Origin of the sequence: Enterobacter genomosp. S (genome assembly GCF_001631805.1) — a bacterium.
Taxonomy (GTDB): domain Bacteria; phylum Pseudomonadota; class Gammaproteobacteria; order Enterobacterales; family Enterobacteriaceae; genus Enterobacter; species Enterobacter quasihormaechei.
Genome location: NZ_LVVA01000019.1, coordinates 50,055 through 71,763 on the forward strand (window position 1 = coordinate 50,055; position 21,709 = coordinate 71,763).

The 21,709-nt window shown below is 56.3% G+C and carries 14 protein-coding genes; 6 read left to right on the top strand and 8 right to left on the bottom strand.

The window, feature by feature from the left end; translation table 11 throughout:
- Window positions 1-176: 176 nt before the first annotated feature.
- Entirely contained in the window at window positions 177-1,595 is a 1,419-nt protein-coding gene (gene gltD, locus A3466_RS13745; RefSeq protein WP_063451012.1) for a glutamate synthase subunit GltD, read from the bottom strand.
- Between the two features lie 9 nt (window positions 1,596-1,604).
- Entirely contained in the window at window positions 1,605-6,065 is a 4,461-nt protein-coding gene (gltB, locus tag A3466_RS13750; RefSeq protein ID WP_047367043.1) for a glutamate synthase large subunit, read from the bottom strand.
- Between the two features lie 687 nt (window positions 6,066-6,752).
- Here gltB and A3466_RS13755 point away from each other — a divergent pair.
- Window positions 6,753-7,694, top strand: a complete 942-nt coding sequence (locus A3466_RS13755; protein WP_120286598.1) for a TIGR01212 family radical SAM protein — start codon at window positions 6,753-6,755, stop codon at window positions 7,692-7,694.
- Here the strand turns inward: A3466_RS13755 and A3466_RS13760 are convergent.
- Window positions 7,674-9,176: a helicase HerA-like C-terminal domain-containing protein gene (locus tag A3466_RS13760; RefSeq protein ID WP_063451014.1), complete on the bottom strand. Its 1,503-nt coding sequence runs from the start codon at window positions 9,174-9,176 to the stop codon at window positions 7,674-7,676. The two genes, A3466_RS13755 and A3466_RS13760, sit on opposite strands and share 21 nt — an antisense overlap.
- 137 nt (window positions 9,177-9,313) lie before the next feature.
- Between A3466_RS13760 and A3466_RS13765 the strand changes: the two genes are divergently transcribed.
- Window positions 9,314-10,951 (top strand): dihydroxyacetone kinase subunit DhaK, encoded by a 1,638-nt coding sequence (locus A3466_RS13765; protein ID WP_063451015.1) that lies wholly within the window; start codon window positions 9,314-9,316, stop codon window positions 10,949-10,951.
- Between the two features lie 46 nt (window positions 10,952-10,997).
- Here A3466_RS13765 and ahr read toward each other — a convergent pair whose 3' ends face one another.
- Together ahr and A3466_RS13775 are read right to left on the bottom strand one after the other, a co-directional pair.
- A complete protein-coding gene (gene ahr, locus A3466_RS13770; protein WP_063451016.1) occupies window positions 10,998-12,017 on the bottom strand; it encodes an NADPH-dependent aldehyde reductase Ahr in 1,020 nt (339 codons plus the stop codon).
- A gap of 83 nt (window positions 12,018-12,100) precedes the next feature.
- Complete coding sequence (locus tag A3466_RS13775; RefSeq protein ID WP_063451017.1) at window positions 12,101-12,601, bottom strand: GNAT family N-acetyltransferase; 501 nt, start codon at window positions 12,599-12,601, stop codon at window positions 12,101-12,103.
- 207 nt (window positions 12,602-12,808) lie between these two features.
- Between A3466_RS13775 and A3466_RS13780 the strand changes: the two genes are divergently transcribed.
- Window positions 12,809-13,660 (top strand): DUF3289 family protein, encoded by an 852-nt coding sequence (locus tag A3466_RS13780; protein WP_063451018.1) that lies wholly within the window; start codon window positions 12,809-12,811, stop codon window positions 13,658-13,660.
- Window positions 13,657-14,175 (top strand): DUF943 family protein, encoded by a 519-nt coding sequence (locus A3466_RS13785; protein ID WP_063451019.1) that lies wholly within the window; start codon window positions 13,657-13,659, stop codon window positions 14,173-14,175. Before A3466_RS13780 ends, A3466_RS13785 begins: the two co-directional genes overlap by 4 nt.
- Window positions 14,176-14,214: 39 nt before the next feature.
- Here A3466_RS13785 and A3466_RS13790 read toward each other — a convergent pair whose 3' ends face one another.
- From A3466_RS13790 to pepA, 3 genes are all read right to left on the bottom strand, one after another.
- Entirely contained in the window at window positions 14,215-17,070 is a 2,856-nt protein-coding gene (locus tag A3466_RS13790; protein ID WP_063451020.1) for a valine--tRNA ligase, read from the bottom strand.
- Complete coding sequence (gene holC / locus A3466_RS13795; RefSeq protein ID WP_063451021.1) at window positions 17,070-17,513, bottom strand: DNA polymerase III subunit chi; 444 nt, start codon at window positions 17,511-17,513, stop codon at window positions 17,070-17,072. The genes A3466_RS13790 and holC overlap by 1 nt, the downstream gene beginning before the upstream one ends.
- Window positions 17,514-17,630: 117 nt before the next feature.
- The gene (pepA, locus tag A3466_RS13800; protein WP_063451022.1) at window positions 17,631-19,142 is read right to left on the bottom strand and encodes a leucyl aminopeptidase; all 1,512 of its coding nucleotides are present in this window, start codon (window positions 19,140-19,142) and stop codon (window positions 17,631-17,633) included.
- Between the two features lie 265 nt (window positions 19,143-19,407).
- On the opposite strand from pepA, the gene lptF reads away from it, so the two are divergent.
- Complete coding sequence (gene lptF / locus A3466_RS13805; RefSeq protein WP_063451023.1) at window positions 19,408-20,508, top strand: LPS export ABC transporter permease LptF; 1,101 nt, start codon at window positions 19,408-19,410, stop codon at window positions 20,506-20,508.
- Window positions 20,508-21,590, top strand: a complete 1,083-nt coding sequence (lptG, locus tag A3466_RS13810) for an LPS export ABC transporter permease LptG (protein WP_063451024.1) — start codon at window positions 20,508-20,510, stop codon at window positions 21,588-21,590. The genes lptF and lptG overlap by 1 nt, the downstream gene beginning before the upstream one ends.
- The last annotated feature ends 119 nt before the right edge of the window (window positions 21,591-21,709 follow it).

Genomic DNA, 21,709 nt, shown 5'->3' on the forward strand with positions numbered 1-21,709 from the left:
GAATTTTGGCCAAAAAATCCGCCGCATAATATACATTTTTTTCGACAATGCAAACGTTTACGTCGGGATTTACGCTGCTTTTTTGGGGTAGAGGGTATCGTTGGCTCAAGGGTAGGTTACTGAAAACAGACTCCCCGGCGTTCCGCTTTATGCTTCTGCCGGGGAGTCGGAGGGGCTTATACTTCCAGGAAGTTCATGATCCCGTCAGCCGCTTTACGCCCTTCGGCAATCGCGGTAACCACCAGGTCTGAACCGCGAACGATATCGCCACCGGCGAAGATTTTCGGGTTGCTGGTCTGGAAGGCGTTGTCGCTGCCTTCCGGCGCAATCACGCGGCCCTGAGAGTCCAGCTCTACGCTGTGCTTCGCCAGCCACTCCATGCTGTGAGGGCGGAAACCAAACGCCATCACCACGGCGTCGGCCGGGATCACGTGCTCAGAGCCTGCCACGATCTCCGCGCGACGACGACCTTTTGCATCCGGCGCGCCCATCTCCGTGCGCGCCATCTTCACGCCGCTCACCTTACCGTTGGCGTTCACTTCAATGCCCAGAGGCTGGATGTTGAACTGGAACTCCACGCCCTCTTCACGCGCGTTTTTCACTTCGCGTTTAGAGCCCGGCATGTTCTCTTCGTCACGACGGTAGGCGCAGATGACGTGCGCCGCGTTTTGACGAATGGAGGTACGCACGCAGTCCATCGCGGTATCACCGCCGCCCAGCACGACAACGCGTTTACCTTCCATGCTGACAAACGGCTCGTCGGCGGTTTCGCCGTAGCCCATCAGCTGTTTGGTGTTAGCAATCAGGAACGGCAGCGCGTCGTACACGCCTGGCGCATCTTCGTTCTCAAGACCACCGCGCATGGACTGATAGGTACCCACGCCCAGGAACACGGCGTCGTAATCCTTCAGCAGATCGTCGAGCTGCACGTCGCGGCCCACTTCGGTGTTGAGTTTGAACTCAATGCCCATGCCGGTGAAGATTTCACGGCGGCGGGTCATCACCTCTTTTTCCAGTTTGAAGGCCGGGATGCCGAAGGTCAGCAAACCGCCGATTTCCGGATGACGGTCAAAAACCACCGCCTTCACGCCGTTGCGTGTCAGCACGTCGGCACAGGCGAGGCCTGCCGGACCCGCACCGACGATCGCCACGCGCTTGTCGGTTTGACGCACGCCGGTCATATCCGGACGCCAGCCCATCTCGAAGGCTTTATCGTTGATATAGCGTTCGATATTGCCGATGGTCACCGCACCAAACTCGTCGTTCAGCGTACAGGAGCCTTCGCACAGGCGATCCTGAGGACACACGCGCCCGCACACTTCCGGCAGGGTGTTGGTCTGGTGAGACAGCTCGGCGGCTTCAAAAATACGCCCTTCGTTGGCCAGCTTCAGCCAGTTCGGAATGTAGTTATGGACCGGACATTTCCATTCGCAGTAAGGGTTACCGCAGGACAGGCAGCGGTCTGCCTGTGCTTTGGCCTGGCCTTCTGAAAACGGCTCATAGATTTCAACAAATTCAATTTTACGGATCTTCAGCGGTTTCTTTGGCGGATCAACACGCTGAAGGTCGATAAACTGGTAAACGTTCTGGCTCATCTGAATTCCTTACTGCGCCTGCACGCGCAGCTCTGCTGCGCTACGACTACGGTGACCCAACAGGGCTTTAACATCGCTGGACTTCGGCTTAACCAGCGCGAATTTCGCAGAGAACGCTGGCCAGTTCGCCAGGATCTCTTCGCCGCGCGAAGAACCGGTATGCTGCACGTGTTCGGTAATCAAACCGCGCAGGTGTTCTTCGTGAATGGCCAGCGAATCAACATCCAGCACTTCCACCAGTTCCGGGTTCACGCGTTTGCGGAACTCACCGTCTTCATCCAGCACGTAGGCAAAACCGCCCGTCATGCCGGCGCCAAAGTTCACGCCGGTTTTACCCAGGACGCACACAATTCCGCCCGTCATGTATTCGCAGCCGTTATCGCCAATGCCTTCCACCACGGTGATGGCACCGGAGTTACGCACCGCAAAACGTTCGCCCGCACGGCCCGCGGCAAACAGACGACCGCCGGTCGCACCGTACAGACAGGTGTTGCCGATGATGCTGGCTTCATGGCTGCGGAAGGCTGAACCGACCGGAGGACGCACCGCCAGCAGACCACCCGCCATGCCTTTGCCGACGTAGTCGTTGGCATCGCCGGTCAGGTATAACTCAACGCCGCCGGCGTTCCACACGCCGAAGCTCTGGCCCGCGGTACCGCTGAAGTGCGCGGTAATCGGATCCGACGCCAGCCCCTGATCGCCGTGCGTTTGCGCGATATAACCGGAGAGGGACGCGCCGACAGAACGGTCGGTATTGCGAATATCAAACCAGAACGTTTTGCTCTGCTTCTCGTCCACGTACGGCTTCGCCTGTTGCAGCAGCTGCGCGTTCAGCACGCCGTTGTCGAACGGCGGGTTGTTCTCGGTGCAGTAAACCGCTTTGCCAGGATGCGGCTCAGCCGTTTCCAGCAGCTTAGACAGCTCAAGCTTCTGCTGCTTGGCGGTGAAGCCTTCCAGCTCTTTAAGCAGGTCGGTACGGCCAATCAGATCCACCAGACGCTTCACGCCCAGCTGCGCCATCAGCTCGCGGGTTTCACGGGCGATGAAGTCAAAGTAGTTGGTCACTTTGAACGGCAGGCCGTGATAGTGATTCTTACGCAGCTTCTCGTCCTGGGTCGCAACGCCGGTTGCGCAGTTGTTCAGGTGGCAAATGCGCAGGTATTTACAGCCGAGCGCAACCATCGGGCCGGTACCGAAGCCGAAGCTTTCCGCACCCAGAATCGCCGCTTTGATGATGTCGAGGCCGGTTTTCAGACCGCCGTCCACCTGCAAACGGATCTTGTGACGCAGACCGTTAGCCACCAGCGCCTGCTGGGTTTCCACCAGGCCAAGCTCCCACGGACAGCCCGCGTATTTCACGGAGGAGAGCGGGCTTGCGCCGGTACCGCCGTCGTAGCCGGCAATGGTGATCAGGTCCGCATAGGCTTTCGCCACGCCGGTGGCGATGGTGCCGACGCCCGGCTCGGAAACCAGCTTCACGGAGATCATCGCTTTCGGGTTGACCTGTTTCAGGTCGAAAATGAGCTGCGCTAAGTCCTCGATAGAGTAGATATCGTGGTGCGGCGGCGGGGAAATCAGCGTCACGCCCGGCACCGAGTAGCGCAGTTTGGCGATGTACGGGGTGACTTTATCACCCGGCAGCTGACCGCCTTCGCCCGGTTTTGCACCCTGAGCGACCTTAATCTGGATCACGTCGGCGTTAACCAGGTAGGCAGGGGTTACGCCAAAGCGGCCGGACGCCACCTGTTTGATGCGCGACACTTTGTTGGTGCCGTAACGGGCCGGATCTTCACCGCCCTCGCCGGAGTTGGAGTTGCCGCCGATGCTGTTCATGGCTTCCGCCAGCGCTTCGTGGGCTTCCGGGCTCAGCGCGCCGATGGACATCGCCGCGGTATCGAAGCGTTTGAACAGTTCGGATGCAGGCTCAACTTCGTCAACGCTGACCGCTTCATCGCCCGGATTGAGGGCAATAAGGTCGCGCAGCGTCGCTGCCGGACGGTTATTCACCAGCTCAGCGTACTGCTGATAATCGCTGTACTCGCCGCTCTGTACCGCCTGTTGCAGCGTGCGCACCACGTCCGGGTTGTAGGCGTGATATTCGCCGCCGTGAACGTATTTCAGCAGGCCGCCCTGTTCCAGCGGCTTACGTGCCAGCCAGGCGCGCTTCGACAGGTTCACCAGATCCTGCTGGAAGTCAGCAAAACCGGCGCCGCCGATGCGGCTGACCACGCCCTGGAAGCAGAGGTTGGCGACGTCGTCGTGCAGGCCGACCGCTTCAAACAGCTTCGAGCAGCGGTAAGAGGCAATGGTCGAGATGCCCATTTTGGACATGATCTTGTACAGGCCTTTGTTGATGCCGTTACGGTAGTTCAGCATCACCGTGCGGTAATCTTTGTCGATGGCGCGGGTGTCTACCAGGCGGGCCAGCGTTTCGTAGGCCAGGTACGGGTAGATCGCCGTCGCACCAAAGCCTAACAGCACGGCAAAGTGGTGCGGATCGCGGGCGCTGGCGGTTTCCACAATGATGTTGGCGTCGCAGCGCAGGCTCTTGTCGACCAGACGCGTCTGGATAGCCCCCACCGCCATTGGCGCAGGCACCGGCAGACGGTTTTTCGCAATGTTACGGTCAGACAGCACCAGCAGAACGGTGCCGTTACGCACCATCTGCTCGGCTTTGTCGCACAGCGCATTCACCGTCTCTTCGAGGCTCGTTTCGGTCACGTCGAAGGTGATATCGAGCGTGTCGGCGCGGTAGTGCTCCTCGGTCATGGTGGTGAGCTGTTTAAAATCAGAGTACAGCAGGATCGGCGATTTAAAGGTCAGACGGTGCGCCTGGCCTTCGGCTTCGCAGAAGACGTTCATCTCACGGCCGATGCTGGTGGCCAGCGACATCACGTGGGCTTCACGCAGCGGATCGATTGGCGGGTTGGTCACCTGCGCAAACTGCTGACGGAAATAGTCGTAAATAATGCGCGGCTGGCTGGAGAGCACGGCGAACGGGGTATCGTCACCCATCGAGCCGACCGCTTCCTGGCCGTTTTCGCCGAGCACGCGAATAACCGAATCCAGCTCTTCCGCGCTGTAGTTAAACTGCTTCTGGAAGCTTGCGAGGGTATCGTCGTCCATCTCGCGGCTGCCCACTTCGTCGTCAGACAGATCTTCGAACGGCACCAGGCGACGGACGTTTTTCGCCATCCACTCTTTATACGGATGGCGGCTTTTCAGATCGTTATCGGTTTCCGCAGAGTGCAGAATACGGCCCCCGCGGGTATCGATAACCATCAGCTCGCCCGGACCGACGCGGCCTTTCTCGACCACTTCGTCAGGCTGGTAATCCCAGATCCCCACTTCAGAGGCGCAGGTGATGAGTTTATCTTTGGTGATGACGTAGCGCGCCGGACGCAGACCGTTACGGTCCAGGTTACACGCAGCGAAGCGACCGTCGGACATCACGATACCTGCCGGGCCGTCCCACGGCTCCATATGCATGGAGTTAAAGTCGAAGAACGCGCGCAGCTCCGGATCCATATCCGGGTTGTTCTGCCAGGCCGGTGGCACGAGCAGACGCATGGCGCGCACGATATCCATCCCGCCCGCCAGCAGCAGTTCCAGCATGTTATCCATGGAGCTGGAGTCAGAGCCGGTTTCGTTCACGAACGGTGCGGCATCGTGCAGGTCAGGGATCAGCGGGGTCTGGAACTTATAGGTACGAGCACGCGCCCACTGGCGGTTACCGGTGATGGTGTTGATCTCGCCGTTGTGCGCCAGGTAGCGGAACGGCTGCGCCAGCGGCCAGCGTGGTACGGTGTTGGTGGAGAAGCGCTGGTGGAACAGGCAAATGGCCGATTCCAGACGCAGGTCCGCCAGGTCCAGGTAGAAGCGCGGCAAGTCAGCCGGCATACACAGACCTTTATAGATGTTCACCAGGTTAGAGAGGCTACAGACGTAGAACTCTTTATCGTCCTGAAGACGTTTTTCAATGCGGCGACGGGCGATAAACAGACGGCGTTCCATATCGCGCGGACGCCAGCCCGCAGGCGCGTTAACGAAAATCTGCTCAATACGAGGCAGCGAGGAGAGGGCGATTTCACCGAGTACCCCTTCGTTGGTTGGCACATCGCGCCAGCCGACAATCGACAGGGTTTCGCGCTGAAGTTCTTCTTCAACGATGCGGCGTGAGGCGGCAGCCTTTTCAGGATCCTGATTCAGGAACAGCATGCCGACAGCGTAGTTTTTGGCTAAACGCCAGCCGCGCTCTTCCGCCACGATGCGGAAGAAACGATCCGGTTTTTGCAGCAGCAGGCCGCAACCGTCGCCGGTTTTACCATCGGCCAGGATGGCGCCACGGTGCTGCATACGGGCCAGTGCGTGAATAGCGGTACGCACTACCTTGTGGCTAGGTTCGCCTTCTATGTGGGCGATCAGGCCGAAACCACAGTTATCCTTCTCAAGGGATTTATCGTACAACATATCAGTGAACCTCCCCAGGCTCGTCGGGCTTCCCACTGAACTTTACCGTGGCGCGCAGGCGCAAAAAGAGCATGGCGACGGGGTTTGCGTTTCATACGCGAACCTCGCATTCGCCCTCTTTTTCATCCTTTCGCGCAGGTAAACAAGTTTGAGGACTTGCTTCAGAGGGAATCTCAATTACTGCATAAATATGATGAGCAGGCCGCTCATCCAGAAAGCTTCCAGCGGATTTCCAACTTATCGGGAATTAGTACACAGGTCAAATGGCAATCTTATTTATACAAAAATGTGCTAAAGAGTTATTATCCCTTTGTTTTAATTGGTTATATAACTAATTTTACAACCACTTAAAGCGTCAGGAAGGTGCAGGGGAGTGTGATCTGACTCACTATATGAAAGCGGTATTATTGATGCAGCATGCTGAAATGCGGATTTATGGCAGAATAATAATCTGGTGTAGTGCTAGACCCCGCATAAAATCACTGTTTTTCAGTCCTGGCGCTATAAATGAAAAAAACCATCGGAACATAAGGAAAAGTAATTACGCGGCGGATGAATGAAATCTCGGTAATCGTGATTATTTATTCAAATAGATAAAGGCCGTCCAGGGCGATTGATCCAGGTCATCGCCGACAGAGGCTAAAAATGGCAGGCTTGTCCCCTTTCTTCGGGACGGTCTATCAGATTATGCAGTTACAGAAATTAGTCAATATGTTTGGTGGGGATCTTTTGCAGCGTTACGGGCAAAAGGTGCATAAGCTGACGCTGCACGGCGGCTTTAGCTGTCCGAACCGCGACGGCACCATCGGGCGTGGTGGCTGCACGTTCTGCAACGTGGCGTCGTTTGCTGACGAAGCCCAGCAGCATAAATCTATCGCAGAACAGCTCGCCCATCAGGCCAGCCTCGTGAACCGTGCCAGGCAATATCTGGCCTATTTCCAGGCCTACACCAGCACGTGGGCCGAGGTGCAGGTGCTGCGTTCCATGTATCAGCAGGCGGTTGCTCAGGCGAACATTGTCGGGCTGTGCGTGGGTACGCGCCCGGACTGCGTGCCGGAGGCGGTGCTGGATTTACTTAGCGAGTACAAAGAGAAAGGCTACGAGATCTGGCTGGAGCTGGGCTTGCAGACCGCGCACGATAAAACCCTGCACCGTATCAATCGCGGGCATGATTTCGCCTGCTACCAGCGCACCACGCGTCTCGCCCGCGAGCGTGGCCTGAAAGTCTGTTCGCATTTGATTGTCGGCTTGCCCGGAGAAGGGCAGCAGCATGGCCTGGAGACGCTGGAAAAAGTCGTTGAGACCGGCGTGGACGGGATCAAGCTGCATCCGCTGCACATCGTAAAGGGCAGCATAATGGCGAAAGCCTGGGAAGCGGGGCGGTTAAGCGGTATTGAACTCGACGACTATACGGTCACGGCGGGGGAGATGATTCGCCACACGCCGCCGGACATTGTTTATCACCGTATCTCGGCAAGCGCCCGCCGCCCAACGCTTCTGGCACCGCTATGGTGCGAGAACCGCTGGACGGGGATGGTAGAAATTGACCGTTATCTGCGTGAACACGGTGTACAGGGTTCGGCGCTGGGCCGCCCGTGGGTTCCCCCGCTACCGGCGACGGCCGCCTAGCAGACTTCCCAGCATGCCGCGCACAATCTGATTGGTGACCTGCCGCGCGGCGCTTTTCGCCATAGTCTGTACCACGCCGTCGCGCTTGCCGCCGCGCGGTCCGGTTGTGCCAAACAAAATGTCTTTTAGCCCGCCGAGAATGCCGTCATCCACTGCGACTGACTGGCCCTTAGCGGGTGGAGCATCCTGCGATTCGGTGGTTGCCTGAACCCCTTTTTGCAGCATCTCGAACGCGGATTCGCGATCCACCTCGTCTTCATACTTCCCGTAAAGGGGAGAGTGGTTAATCAAGCTGTTGCGTTCATCGTCCGTCACCGGCCCCATGCGCGAGCAGGGCGCGATCACCATGGCGCGCTCGACAACTGTCGGGCTGCCTTTTACGTCCAGGAACGAAATCAGCGCTTCGCCGGTGCCTAACGCCTGAATGGCCGCTTCGGTATCAAAGGCCGGATTGGCACGCATGGTTTGCGCGGCGGCTTTGACGGCTTTCTGATCTTTCGGCGTAAAGGCGCGCAGGGCGTGCTGTACGCGGTTACCCAGCTGCCCCAGCACGTTGTCAGGAATATCCGACGGGTTTTGCGACACAAACCAGACCCCAACCCCTTTGGAGCGGATCAGGCGGATAACCTGTTCAATTTTATCCAGCAGCACCTGCGGCGTGTCGTTAAACAGCAGGTGTGCTTCGTCAAAGAAGAAGACCAGTTTGGGTTTTTCCAGATCGCCCGCTTCCGGTAACTGCTCGTACAGTTCGGAGAGCATCCACAGCAGGCTGGCGGCGTAAAGCTTTGGCATCTGGTAGAGCTTTTCTGAACTCAGAATGTTGATGATGCCTTTGCCGTTGCTGTCGGTGCGCATCCAGTCTTTAATATCCAGCATCGGCTCGCCGAAGAAGTGTTCGGCGCCCTGCTGCTCCAGCGTCAGTAGCCCACGCTGAATGGCACCGACAGAGGCGCTGCTGATATTGCCGTACTGGTTCTGGAAGGATTTGGCGTTATCGCCGATGTACTGGGTGATGGCGCGCAGATCTTTGAAATCAAGCAGCAGCAGCCCCTGATCGTCGGCGATACGGAAGATAATGTTCAGCACCCCGGACTGTACGTCGTTAAGATTAAGCAGACGGGCCAGCAGCAAAGGACCGAGATCGGAGACGGTGGCGCGCACCGGATGCCCTTTTTCGCCGAAGATATCCCATAGCACGACAGGATTGCCGTGTGGCGTCCAGTCCGTGATACCGATATTTTTCAGACGCTCGAGCAGTTTTTCTGACGCTGTACCTTCCTGAGCCACCCCGGTTAAATCGCCCTTCACGTCAGCCATAAAGACCGGCACGCCAATGTCTGACAATGACTCCGCCAGCTTTTGCAGGGTGACGGTTTTCCCCGTCCCGGTCGCGCCTGTGATCAGGCCATGACGGTTCGTCATCGCAGGCAGTAAAAACAGCTCTTTTTCCAGCGTCCTGGCGATTAACAATGGTGTACTCATGATGCGCGTCCTCTCGTAGTCCTGGGTGGAGTATAGGCAACCTGACGGCAAAATGTCTGCGTAAATTCCTCACTTTGCGGCGCATTATCCAGTGCGAACTATGCTTTTGCATACGGTAAACAAATTTTTGGGAAACTATGTCCAGATTCTTTTTTAACGACCGCAAACAGCTTGTCAACGACGCCATTGAAGGCATACTCCTCTCCGCGCCGCACGGTAATCTCGTCAAACTCGATATTGATCCGGCCATCCGCGTGGTGACGCGCGGCGACTGGGATAAAAGCCGCGTGGCGGTGATCTCCGGTGGCGGCTCCGGTCACGAACCGGCGCATGCCGGGTTTGTCGGTAAAGGCATGCTCACCGCCGCGGTGTGTGGCGATCTGTTTGCCTCCCCAAGCGTGGATGCGGTTCTCAACGCCATTGTGGCGGTGACGGGCGATCGTGGCTGCCTGCTGATCGTAAAAAACTATACCGGTGACCGGCTTAACTTTGGCCTGGCCGCGGAAAAAGCCAAACGCTACGGTCTGAAGGTGGAAATGGTTATCGTGGCGGATGACATCGCCCTGCCGGATAACAAGCAGCCGCGCGGCATCGCGGGAACGGCGCTGGTGCATAAGATTGCGGGATATGCGGCAGAGCAGGGGAAATCGCTCACCGAGGTGCGGGACATTGCGCAACAGGCCTGCGATAACCTCTGGAGCCTGGGCGTTGCGATGCAAACCTGCAACCTGCCGGGGAGCGATGACGAAGAAGGGCGGATCAAACAGGGCCACGTGGAGCTGGGGCTGGGTATTCACGGCGAGCCGGGGGCATCGGTGGTGGATACGCAAAACAGCAGGGCGATTATCGATACGCTGGTGACGCCGCTGAAAGCCCAGGCGGGTGAAGGACGCTTTGCGGTGCTGATCAACAACCTCGGCGGTGTGTCCGCGCTGGAGATGGCTCTGCTCACCAAAGAGCTGGCACATTCAGCGCTGAAAGCGGAGATCGCTTACCTGATTGGCCCCGCGCCGCTGGTGAGCGCGCTGGATATGAAAGGCTTTTCGCTGACGCTGTTAAAGCTCAACGATTACGTTGAGAAGGCGATTCACGCCGAGGTTGAGACGCTGGGCTGGCATAAGCCCGTCGCGTTTGCGCCCCTGCGTACCGTCCCACATAGCGCCCTTCATGACCGCGTGGAATATACCCCGTCGGACAATCCGCAGGTGGGCGGGTTTGTCTCCTCAGTGACGAATACATTGATTCAGCTTGAAAATCGCCTGAACGCGCTGGATGCCAAAGTGGGCGACGGTGATACCGGCTCAACCTTTGCGCAAGGGGCGCGGGATATTGCGCAGCGTCTGGAGGAGAACAACCTGCCCCTTAACGACGTGCCGACATTACTCCAGCTTGTGGGTGAGCGGCTGGCTACGGTGATGGGCGGATCGAGCGGCGTATTGATGTCGATCTTCTTTACGGCGGCGGGGCAAAAGCTTCACGATGGACAGCCGCTACCTGAAGCATTGTTGAGCGGGCTGGCGCAGATGAAGCAGTACGGCGGGGCCGATCTCGGGGATCGCACGCTGATCGACGCCCTGCAACCGGCGCTGGAAGCGTTACAGAAAGGCACTATTCAGGCGGCGGCGCAGGCTGCGCAGCAGGGCGCCGAAGCCACGGCGAAAATGGCGAAAGCGGGAGCGGGACGCTCGTCGTATGTTAACAAGGAAAACCTGGATGGGGTGATGGATCCGGGAGCGGTCGCGGTGGCGGAAGTGTTTAATATATTGGCGCAGTAGCAAAAGTAGGCCGGGTAAGGCGAAGCCGCCACCCGGCAAACTCACATCAGAAATCCGCTTTCAACACCACGCGGTAACGGGCTTTACCGTCGCGCACGTGCTGTATCGCTTCGTTGATTTTCGACATCGGATACAGCTCGGTGGTCGGCGCCACTTTGGTGCGGCCGGCAAACTTCATCAGCTTGCGTAACTCATATGGCGTGCCGGTAGCCGAGCCGGATATGCTGCGATCGCCGCCGATCAGAGTAAACGCCGGAACCGGCAGCGGCTTCATCACCGCGCCCACCGTGTGGAAGTTACCGCCGTAGGCCAGGGCTTCAAAGTACGGCTGCCAGTTGAGATCGACGTTGACGGTGTTAATGATCAGATCAAACTGCCCAGCCAGCGCGTTCAGCGCTTCAGGATCGCGGCTGTTCACCACTTTGTCTGCACCCATCGCCAGCACTTCCTGCTCTTTTGCCGGGTTGGAGCTGAACGCCGTCACTTCGCAGCCCATCGCGTGCAGCAGTTTGATGGCAATATGCCCCAGACCGCCAATACCGATTACGCCCACGCGGCTGGTGGCGGTGACGTGGTGCATCAGCAGCGGTTTGAAGACGGTGATACCGCCGCACAGCAGCGGACCTGCGGATTCAATATCAATGCTGTCCGGCAGCGGGATAACCCATTGCCAGTCGGCGCGCAGCTTATCGGCGAAACCGCCCTTGTTCAGGATGGTGGGCACTGCGCCTTCAAGGCAGTTGATCTGGTTGCCGCTGATACAGGCGTCGCAGTGGCCGCAGCTGCGTGCTGTCCAACCAATGCCCACGCGCTGGCCAACCTTCAGCCCTTTGTCCTGCGCGGCGCTGCCGAGCGCGACGACGCGGCCAATCACTTCGTGCCCGGCAACCAGCGGATAGCTGGAAAAGCCCCATTCGTTGTCGATCATCGAGAGATCCGAGTGGCAGATCCCGCAGTAATCAACCTGTACTTCGACGTCTTCCGCTTTTAGTTCGCCCGCATCGTACTCGTACAGCTCAAGTTCTGCACCCGCCTGCGGTGCGGCGTAGCTTTTTATCTTCGACATCGCTTTTCCCCTGTTTTGGTGTGAACTGAGAGTGTAGAGCATTCAGTTTACAGTCGCTTAACAGAAGACGGCAGGAACGAAACTTACAGACTTTTCAGCATTCTGACTTCGCAGTCCACGTGGCCCGTGCAGCCCAGTGGCGCATCGATATGCTCAAAACCCAGATGTTCATACAGGCCAATGGCCTCTTTAAGGAACGCGGTGGTTTCGAGGTAGCAACGTTTAAAGCCCTGTGAGCGTGCATGTTCCAGGGCGATCAGCGCCAGCTTTTTCGCCAGGCCTTGGCCGCGTATCGCTGGCAGAAAATACATTTTCTGTAGTTCACAGATATCCGGCTCGCTGCAAAGCAGGGGGGCAATGCCGCCACCGCCCACGACCTGTCCGTCCTGCTCGATGACCCAGTACGCATGACCCGGCTGGCTGTACAGCTGATAAAGTTCGTCCAGATTCGGGTCGGCCACGGTGTAGCCTTTGTCGGCGGTCAGACCATATTCGGCAGAGACCGTGCGGATAACGGCGGCGATAGCCGGGTTGTCGCTGGTGGATATCCGGCGGAGTGTAGGCAGGGACTGCGTGGAACTCATTTTGTTACTCAATCGAAAAACAATTTATCATAGTGATATTTGATACCACCCTCTTTTCTCTCATGCAAGACCGATATTTACCATGCGAAAATTTTTCATCTTTAACCCGTTTTTTTCGTTGCATTGCTCAAGTTTTATTTTTTGAATTTCTCTTAAATTACCTTCTGGTTTAAAGGGGGGTTATATAATTTATAAGAATGATGAATCATGAATATAGATGCGCTTTTATCAATGTCTCTGCCGTGTGAGATTTTTGCAACGTTCCATCGTTTCGAAAATTATTATACTGATGATATGCAGTGTGGCGATTTGAACGATTGGGACTTTCAGCAACTGGGTCTGGAGGACATTTCTGCTCGTGTCGACCCATTCAGGTGTTTGAAATTTGATATGATGGCTAGTTTTAACACCCATGCTTTCGGATTCGGACTTCAGCAAAAGCAGGGAAGGCCGATTAGCCGACAGCACTGCGCAGATATTATGTTCGATGAGATGAAAGAGCTATCTACGCAATTTGCTAGCGGGTTATATGCACCTCTTATTGGTGAGCTAATCGACCATTTTCATTACGGCAACGGGCAACCATGGACTGGTGTCCGTTTGAACCACGCGTATGAAGAGATCATCAAGGGTGTTGGAACAAATGATGTGCTGAGGAAAATTTGGGAGGCGATAGATAATCATTTATATTTGAAGCGGCAAGCAAGTCTGGATTATCGTTTTTTTACGGATTTGAAAGGAAAAATAAATCATTTGAGATTACCAAAATTCAATCGTTTTATTGATACGTTTAATGGTTTGGGGATAAGCATACATGATGTTTATGCGCAACAAATCACATTGGTACGTTTCCAGCGCTATGCCATGTCATGGGAGGGATTGCTTTCTTTTAAAGGGCAGGATCATTTTGGCCTCGGTAGAGAAGATATTGCTAACGAACTTTATAAAAATTTGCGCTTTTTCCGCATCTGGTTTTTCCTGCAACGACATCGTGATTATGCATTCAAGCCATTTATGACTAACTTTAGTGCGCATATTCCTGTTAAGGGTGGAGTATGAATTCGAAATCTAAAGTCGTTATCGGGAGTCTGGTATTACTGATATTCAGCTACCTGCTGTGGACACAACGACCTGTCACTGTTATCCGGGCAGGGAGTCAGGTTGAATACTACCCTACGTTTGTGTTAGAGCAGTTCGCGAGCAAAGATAGAAGGTTCGAGTCATACGATATTGTAGTGAATCACTTCCCATTAACCGAGTGGGGGCGAATTCACTGGTACCTGGAACATAAAGAAGAGCTGAAGAAAATATACAATATTCCTTCGAGCGATTCTTATACTATTACTTTTTGGGATATTGGCAGCGGATTTGCTGATATTCAAACATCCAGCGATGGCGATCTGTATTGTTTTCCCCCGAAAAATGATACGGAGAAGCACTGTATCGAAAAAAATATTCTTCTTGATGTTGAATTCGACACGGCAACCTATGAAAGGTTTTCTTTCAGCGGGAGTGAGTATTACTGGATAACCATGCCTGACGGGAAGCTGGTACGAATAAAAAATGCCTTATAAAAGAAAACGCCGAAGAGGGCCTCCGGCGTTTTCATAATATTACAGAGCTGCGATAACGGCCTGCTGCTCGATCAGTTTGGTCTTCGCATCGGCGAAGGCAACCAGACGCTCACGCTCTTTGGCGATGACCGCTTCCGGCGCGCGGGCCACAAAGCCCTCGTTCGCCAGTTTGCCTTCGATTTTTGCAATTTCCACGTCGACTTTCGCCACTTCTTTCGCCAGACGCGCCAGCTCTGCGTCTTTGTCGACCAGGCCCGCCATCGGGATCAGCAGCTCCGCACCGTCGATGATTTTAGTCACGGAAACCGGACCTTTGTCATCGGCAGGCAGCACGGTGATGCTTTCCAGACGCGCCATGGTTTTCAGGAAGGTGTTGTTCTCGGTGACGCGACGAACGGCAGCTTCGCTGCAACCGCGCAGCAGCAGCTCCAGTGGTTTACCCGGCGCGATGTTCATTTCGGCACGGATGTTACGTACCGCAACGATCGCCTGCTTCAGCCACTCGGTATCCGCAGACGCGGCTTCATCAACCTTCGTCGCATCGAATTCCGGGAATGGCTGGAGCATGATGGTATCGGCATTGATGCCCGCAATGACCTTCACGCGCTGCCAGATGGTTTCGGTGATGAACGGAATGACCGGATGCGCCAGGCGCAGCAGGCCTTCCAGAACGGTAATCAGCGTATTACGCGTGCCGCGCAGCTCCGCTTCTGAACCGCCGTTCATGACCGGCTTCGCCAGCTCCAAATACCAGTCGCAGAACTGGTTCCAGGTGAATTCGTACAGAATGCCCGCTGCGATATCGAAGCGGTAGCTGTCCAGCGCGTCGCGGAACGCTTTCACCGTCTGGTTAAATTCCGCCAGGATCCAGCGGTCTGCCAGAGACAGGGTCATCTCGCCGCCGTTAAAGCCGCAGTCCTGATCTTCGGTGTTCATCAGCACGAAGCGGCTGGCGTTCCACAGCTTGTTACAGAAGTTACGGTAACCTTCCAGACGCTTCATGTCCCAGTTGATGTCGCGACCGGTAGAGGCCAGTGCCGCCAGGGTGAAACGCAGGGCGTCGGTACCGTGAGACTCAATCCCGTTCGGGAACTGCTTCTCGGTACGCTTGCGGATTTTCTCAGCCAGCTGCGGCTGCATCATATTACCGGTACGTTTTTCCAGCAGCTCTTCCAGAGAAATACCGTCAACCATGTCCAGCGGGTCGATAACGTTACCCTTGGATTTGGACATCTTCTGGCCTTCATCGTCGCGGATCAGGCCGGTCATATAGACGGTATGGAACGGAACCTGCGGCTTGCCGTCTTCATCTTTGATGAAGTGCATGGTCATCATGATCATGCGGGCAATCCAGAAGAAGATAATGTCGAAGCCGGACACCATCACGCTGGTTGGGTGGAACTGACGCAGCGCGTCGGTGTTTTCCGGCCAGCCGAGGGTGGAGAAGGTCCACAGCGCGGAGGAGAACCAGGTATCCAGCACGTCTTCGTCCTGGCGCAGGGCAACGTCAGCGCTCAGGTTATTTTCCTGACGCACTTCCTCTTCGCTGCGGCCAACGTAGACGTTGCCTTCGTTGTCGTACCATGCCGGGATGCGGTGGCCCCACCACAGCTGACGGGAGATACACCAGTCCTGAATGTCGCGCATCCAGGAGAAGTACATGTTTTCGTACTGCTTCGGCACGAACTGAATGCTGCCGTTTTCAACCGCTTCCACAGCCGGTTTCGCCAGCACGTCGGCACGGACGTACCACTGGTCGGTCAGCATTGGCTCAATAACCACGCCGCCACGGTCGCCGTACGGCACGGTCAGATCGTGAGGCTTAATCTCTTCCAGCAGGCCGAGCGCATCAACGGCGGCTACGATGGCTTTACGCGCGGCAAAGCGTTCCAGCTTCTGGAACTCTGCCGGGATCTCGCTGGAGTAAACGTCGGATTCGTTGCCTTTGGTGTCGTACACTTCTGCGCTTTCGCGGATATCGCCGTCGAAGGTCAGAATGTTGATCATCGGCAGGGCGTGACGACGGCCCACTTCATAGTCGTTGAAGTCGTGCGCCGGGGTGATTTTCACGCAGCCGGTGCCTTTTTCCATGTCGGCGTGTTCGTCGCCCACAATCGGAATGCGGCGGTTCACCAGCGGCAGCACCACAAATTTGCCGATCAGATCTTTATAGCGCGGATCTTCCGGGTTAACGGCCACGCCGGTATCGCCCAGCAGGGTTTCCGGACGGGTGGTCGCCACCACCAGGTAATCTTTACCGTCTGCGGTTTTTGCGCCGTCGGCCAGCGGATAGCGGATGTGCCACATGGAGCCTTTAGACTCGCGGTTTTCCACTTCCAGGTCAGAAATTGCGGTGCGCAGTTTCGGGTCCCAGTTTACCAGGCGTTTGCCGCGGTAAATCAGGTCTTCTTTGTACAGACGGACGAACACTTCTTTTACGGCGTTGGACAGGCCTTCGTCCATGGTGAAGCGCTCGCGCTCCCAGTCCACGGAGTTGCCGAGACGGCGCATCTGACGGGTAATGGTGCCGCCGGATTCTGCCTTCCACTGCCAGATTTTGTCGATGAACGCATCGCGACCGTAGTCGTGACGAGTTTTACCTTCTTCAGCGGCAATTTTACGCTCAACCACCATCTGGGTCGCGATACCCGCGTGGTCAGTCCCTGCCTGCCACAGGGTGTTTTTGCCCTGCATGCGCTGGTAGCGGATCATGGTGTCCATGATGGTCTGCTGGAAAGCATGCCCCATATGCAAACTGCCGGTGACGTTCGGCGGCGGGATCATGATGCAGAAGGACTCTTTGCTTTCGTCGCCGTTAGGCTTGAAATAGCCCTGCTGTTCCCAGTGCTCGTAAAGCGGCTGTTCGATATCGCGTGGGTTATATGTCTTTTCCATTATTTCCAGGTTGCCGTATTCAGGTTAAAACCGGCCAGGCGGTACGCTTTATAGCGTTCGCGCGCCAGTTGTTTCAAGGATTCTTCGTAAGGGACAAAGTCTACCACTTCTGTGAAAGCGGTGGCAAAATCTGCAAAGTCTGTCCGCAGGCTAATGAGAATGTCGCGCGCGCTGCTGTTGCGTTTTTGCGGCCAGGCAATTTCGACCGGTGCCCCGCCGCGTGGACCTTCGCCCGACAGGTTATGCGGAACAAAACTTTCCGGCGGACGCGCCCATAGCGCTTCATCCAGGCGAATCGCCTGCTGCTCATCTTCACAGGCAATCAGTACGCGTTTACCTGCGCGCCAACGTTCTGCGGCAATTTCACACACCAGCTGTTCAACGGCGCTGAGGCCATCCTGATGGATGTCGTTGTCCAGAAGGTAGAACGTTGCATTCTTCATATATGGGGCTTCTTGTCGTGGATTTAAATGCAAAGCCGGGTGGTGCTTCGCTTACCCGGCCTACGGTTGAGTGGCGTGTAGGCCGGGTAAGGCGAAGCCGCCACCCGGCACATTACATCACTCGTCGCCGTTAAAACCCGCACGATTAAGCAGGAACTGCGACAGCAGGGCAACCGGACGTCCGGTCGCGCCTTTGGCTTTACCGGAGCGCCATGCGGTCCCCGCGATATCCAGGTGCGCCCAGTTATATTTACGGGTGAAGCGCGCCAGGAAGCAGCCTGCGGTAATTGCGCCGCCTGGACGACCACCAATGTTAGCCATGTCCGCGAAGTTAGACTCCAGCTGTTCCTGGAACTCGTCCCCCAGCGGCAGACGCCATGCGCGGTCACCGGCCTGCTCGGACGCGCCGATAAGCTCGTGCGCCAGCGGATTGTGGTTCGACATCAGGCCGGTGATGTGGTGGCCCAGGGCAATCACGCAGGCACCGGTCAGGGTGGCCACGTCGATGACCGCTTCAGGTTCGAAACGCTCAACGTAGGTCAGCACGTCACACAGCACCAGACGGCCTTCCGCGTCGGTGTTCAGCACTTCCACGGTCTGGCCGGACATCGTGGTCAGCACGTCGCCCGGACGATAGGCGCGACCACCAGGCATGTTTTCGCAGCCTGCCAGCACACCGATCACGTTGATGGGCAGCTGAAGCTCCGCAACCATACGCATCACGCCGTAAACCGCCGCCGCGCCGCACATGTCGTACTTCATCTCGTCCATGCCTTCTGAAGGCTTGATGGAGATACCGCCGGAGTCAAAGGTCAGCCCTTTACCGACGAGCACGATCGGACGCGCGTCTTCAGACGGATTGCCTTTGTATTCGATGACCGACATCAGGGATTCATTCTGAGAGCCGTTACCCACCGCCAGATAAGAGTGCATCCCCAGCTCTTTCATCTGCTGTTCGCCGATGACGCGGGTGATAACGTTCTTGCTGTAGGAGTCAGCCAGCTGGCGCGCCTGAGAGGCCAGATACGCGGCGTTACAGATGTTTGGCGGCATATTGCCAAGATCTTTAGCGGCTTTAATGCCCGCAGCAATGGCCAGGCCGTGCTGAATAGCGCGCTCGCCGCTGGTCAGCTCGCGACGGGTTGGCACGTTGAAGACCATTTTACGCAGCGGGCGACGCGGCTCGCTTTTGGTGGTCTTCAGCTGATCGAAGCTGTAGAGGCTCTCTTTTGCGGTTTCGACGGCCTGGCGTACTTTCCAGTACGTGTTGCGGCCCTTAACGTGCAGCTCGGTCAGGAAGCAGACCGCTTCCATCGAACCAGTATCATTCAGTGTATTAATGGTTTTCTGAATAACCTGTTTGTACTGGCGCTCATCAAGCTCACGTTCTTTACCGCAGCCAATCAGCAGAATACGCTCGGACAGGACGTTCGGAACATGGTGCAGCAACAGGGTCTGCCCTGGTTTGCCTTCCAGTTCGCCACGGCGCAGCAGGGCGCTGATATAGCCGTCGCTGATTTTATCGAGTTGCTCGGCGATCGGGGAGAGTCGGCGTGGTTCAAAGACGCCCACAACGATGCAGGCACTCCGCTGTTTCTCCGGGCTACCGCTTTTTACACTGAACTCCATGCACTACGCTCCTGAATCTTAAAGACAACGGCGGCGGCTACGGATAGAATTGAAACCTTTCGTAACTCATGTCCGCCGTTGTGGTGACTTCGTGTTAATCTTACGTTACTACGGTTTCGACACGTCAATAAATGTCATGAAGCGCGAATCCGCCGGGTTTTTTAATCTTAGCGATGATTTCGACGACTCAAGAGAATAAATGACGTTTAAGCCATGAAACAAGCTAAATTCCTGCATAAGACGAGTTTTAACGGGCGTATTTAAAGTGATAATCATAAGATATCTGGTTCGGGAGACGCTGAAGAGCCAACTGGCGATCCTCTTTATCCTCCTTCTGATCTTTTTCTGTCAGAAGCTGGTCAGGATCCTCGGCGCGGCGGTTGATGGCGAAATCCCAACGAATCTGGTGCTTTCCCTGCTCGGGCTTGGCGTGCCGGAAATGGCGCAGCTTATCCTGCCGTTAAGCCTTTTCCTCGGTTTGCTGATGACGCTGGGTAGGCTCTATACCGAAAGTGAAATCACCGTGATGCATGCCTGCGGCCTCAGTAAGGCCGTACTGGTAAAAGCAGCCATGGTGCTGGCTCTGTTCACGGGCATTGTTGCCGCGGTCAACGTCATGTGGGCGGGGCCGACATCCTCTCGTCATCAGGATGAGGTGCTGGCCGAAGCAAAAGCTAACCCGGGGCTGGCGGCGCTGGCGCAGGGGCAGTTCCAGCAGGCGACCGACGGTAATTCCGTTCTGTTTATCGAAAGCGTTGATGGCAATCGCTTCAACGACGTGTTTCTTGCTCAATTGCGCCCGAAAGGTAACGCTCGCCCTTCGGTGGTGGTGGCGGATTCCGGCCAGCTGGCGCAGCGTAAAGATGGCTCTCAGGTCGTCACGCTGAACAAAGGAACGCGTTTCGAAGGCACGGCAATGCTGCGCGACTTCCGCATTACGGACTTCCAGAACTACCAGGCCATCATTGGTCACCAGGCCGTCGCGCTCGATCCTACGGATACCGAGCAGATGGACATGCGCACCTTAATCAATACCGATACCGATCGTGCACGTGCTGAGCTGCACTGGCGTATTACGCTGGTATTCACCGTATTTATGATGGCGCTGATGGTGGTGCCGCTGAGCGTGGTGAACCCGCGTCAGGGCCGCGTACTGTCGATGCTGCCGGCGATGCTGCTGTATCTGGTGTTCTTCCTGCTGCAAACCTCGATCAAGTCTAACGGCGGGAAAGGCAAAATTGACCCGATGATCTGGACCTGGGTCGTGAATGGTTTGTATCTGCTGCTGGCAGTCGGACTCAACTTGTGGGACACGGTGCCTGTGCGTCGTCTACGTGCCCGGTTTACGCGTAAAGGAGCCATCTAATGCAGGCGTTTGGCGTACTTGACCGCTATATCGGTAAAACAATTTTTACCACCATCATGATGACCCTGTTCATGCTGGTGTCGCTCTCGGGCATTATCAAATTTGTCGACCAGCTGAAAAAAGCCGGGCAGGGGAGTTACGACGCGTTAGGCGCCGGAATGTATACCCTGCTCAGCGTGCCAAAAGATGTGCAGATCTTCTTCCCGATGGCGGCCCTGCTGGGTGCGCTGCTGGGTCTGGGGATGCTGGCTCAGCGTAGCGAACTGGTGGTGATGCAGGCATCGGGCTTTACCCGTATGCAGGTTGCGCTGTCGGTGATGAAAACCGCGATCCCGCTGGTGCTGCTGACCATGGCGATCGGCGAATGGGTTGCGCCGCAGGGCGAACAGATGGCGCGTAACTACCGTGCTCAGGCGATGTACGGCGGTTCACTGCTCTCCACTCAGCAGGGGTTATGGGCGAAAGACGGTCAGAACTTCGTCTATATCGAACGCGTGAAGGGGGATGACGAGCTGGGCGGCGTGAGTATTTATGCCTTTAACGACCAGCGTCGTTTGCAGTCCGTGCGTTATGCCGCCTCTGCGAAATTTGATGCCAACAATAAGCTGTGGCGGTTATCGCAGGTTGATGAATCTGACCTGACGAACCCGAAACAGATCACCGGCTCGCAGACCGTCAGCGGTACCTGGAAAACCGACCTGACGCCAGACAAGCTCGGCGTCGTGGCGCTTGACCCCGATGCGCTCTCCATCAGCGGTCTGCATAACTACGTGAAGTATCTGAAGTCCAGCGGACAGGATGCGGGGCGTTACCAACTCAACATGTGGAGCAAAATCTTCCAGCCGCTGTCGGTGGCGGTGATGATGCTGATGGCGCTGTCGTTCATCTTTGGCCCACTGCGTAGCGTGCCGATGGGGGTTCGCGTGGTGACCGGTATCAGCTTTGGTTTCGTGTTCTACGTCCTCGATCAGATTTTTGGTCCGCTGACGCTGGTGTACGGCATTCCGCCAATTATCGGCGCGCTGTTGCCGAGCGCCAGTTTCTTCCTGATCAGCCTCTGGATGCTGCTAAAACGTTCCTGATAAACCTTCATCCTCGCCCCCGGTTGCTCGGGGGCGAGGCTAATCTCCTGTTTCACTCCGCACTTTTTCTCACAACCTGCAACGCCTCGCCGTGAATTTGAGTATTATTGAGCGATAAA

What these genes read in the sequence shown, in the direction of transcription:
- gltD (WP_063451012.1), bottom strand. Translation starts at nt 1,595, where the DNA reads ATGAGCCAGAACGTTTACCAGTTTATCGACCTTCAGCGTGTTGATCCG.
- gltB (WP_047367043.1), bottom strand. Translation starts at nt 6,065, where the DNA reads ATGTTGTACGATAAATCCCTTGAGAAGGATAACTGTGGTTTCGGCCTG.
- A3466_RS13755 (WP_120286598.1), top strand. Translation starts at nt 6,753, where the DNA reads ATGCAGTTACAGAAATTAGTCAATATGTTTGGTGGGGATCTTTTGCAG.
- A3466_RS13760 (WP_063451014.1), bottom strand. Translation starts at nt 9,176, where the DNA reads ATGAGTACACCATTGTTAATCGCCAGGACGCTGGAAAAAGAGCTGTTT.
- A3466_RS13765 (WP_063451015.1), top strand. Translation starts at nt 9,314, where the DNA reads ATGTCCAGATTCTTTTTTAACGACCGCAAACAGCTTGTCAACGACGCC.
- ahr (WP_063451016.1), bottom strand. Translation starts at nt 12,017, where the DNA reads ATGTCGAAGATAAAAAGCTACGCCGCACCGCAGGCGGGTGCAGAACTT.
- A3466_RS13775 (WP_063451017.1), bottom strand. Translation starts at nt 12,601, where the DNA reads ATGAGTTCCACGCAGTCCCTGCCTACACTCCGCCGGATATCCACCAGC.
- A3466_RS13780 (WP_063451018.1), top strand. Translation starts at nt 12,809, where the DNA reads ATGAATATAGATGCGCTTTTATCAATGTCTCTGCCGTGTGAGATTTTT.
- A3466_RS13785 (WP_063451019.1), top strand. Translation starts at nt 13,657, where the DNA reads ATGAATTCGAAATCTAAAGTCGTTATCGGGAGTCTGGTATTACTGATA.
- A3466_RS13790 (WP_063451020.1), bottom strand. Translation starts at nt 17,070, where the DNA reads ATGGAAAAGACATATAACCCACGCGATATCGAACAGCCGCTTTACGAG.
- holC (WP_063451021.1), bottom strand. Translation starts at nt 17,513, where the DNA reads ATGAAGAATGCAACGTTCTACCTTCTGGACAACGACATCCATCAGGAT.
- pepA (WP_063451022.1), bottom strand. Translation starts at nt 19,142, where the DNA reads ATGGAGTTCAGTGTAAAAAGCGGTAGCCCGGAGAAACAGCGGAGTGCC.
- lptG (WP_063451024.1), top strand. Translation starts at nt 20,508, where the DNA reads ATGCAGGCGTTTGGCGTACTTGACCGCTATATCGGTAAAACAATTTTT.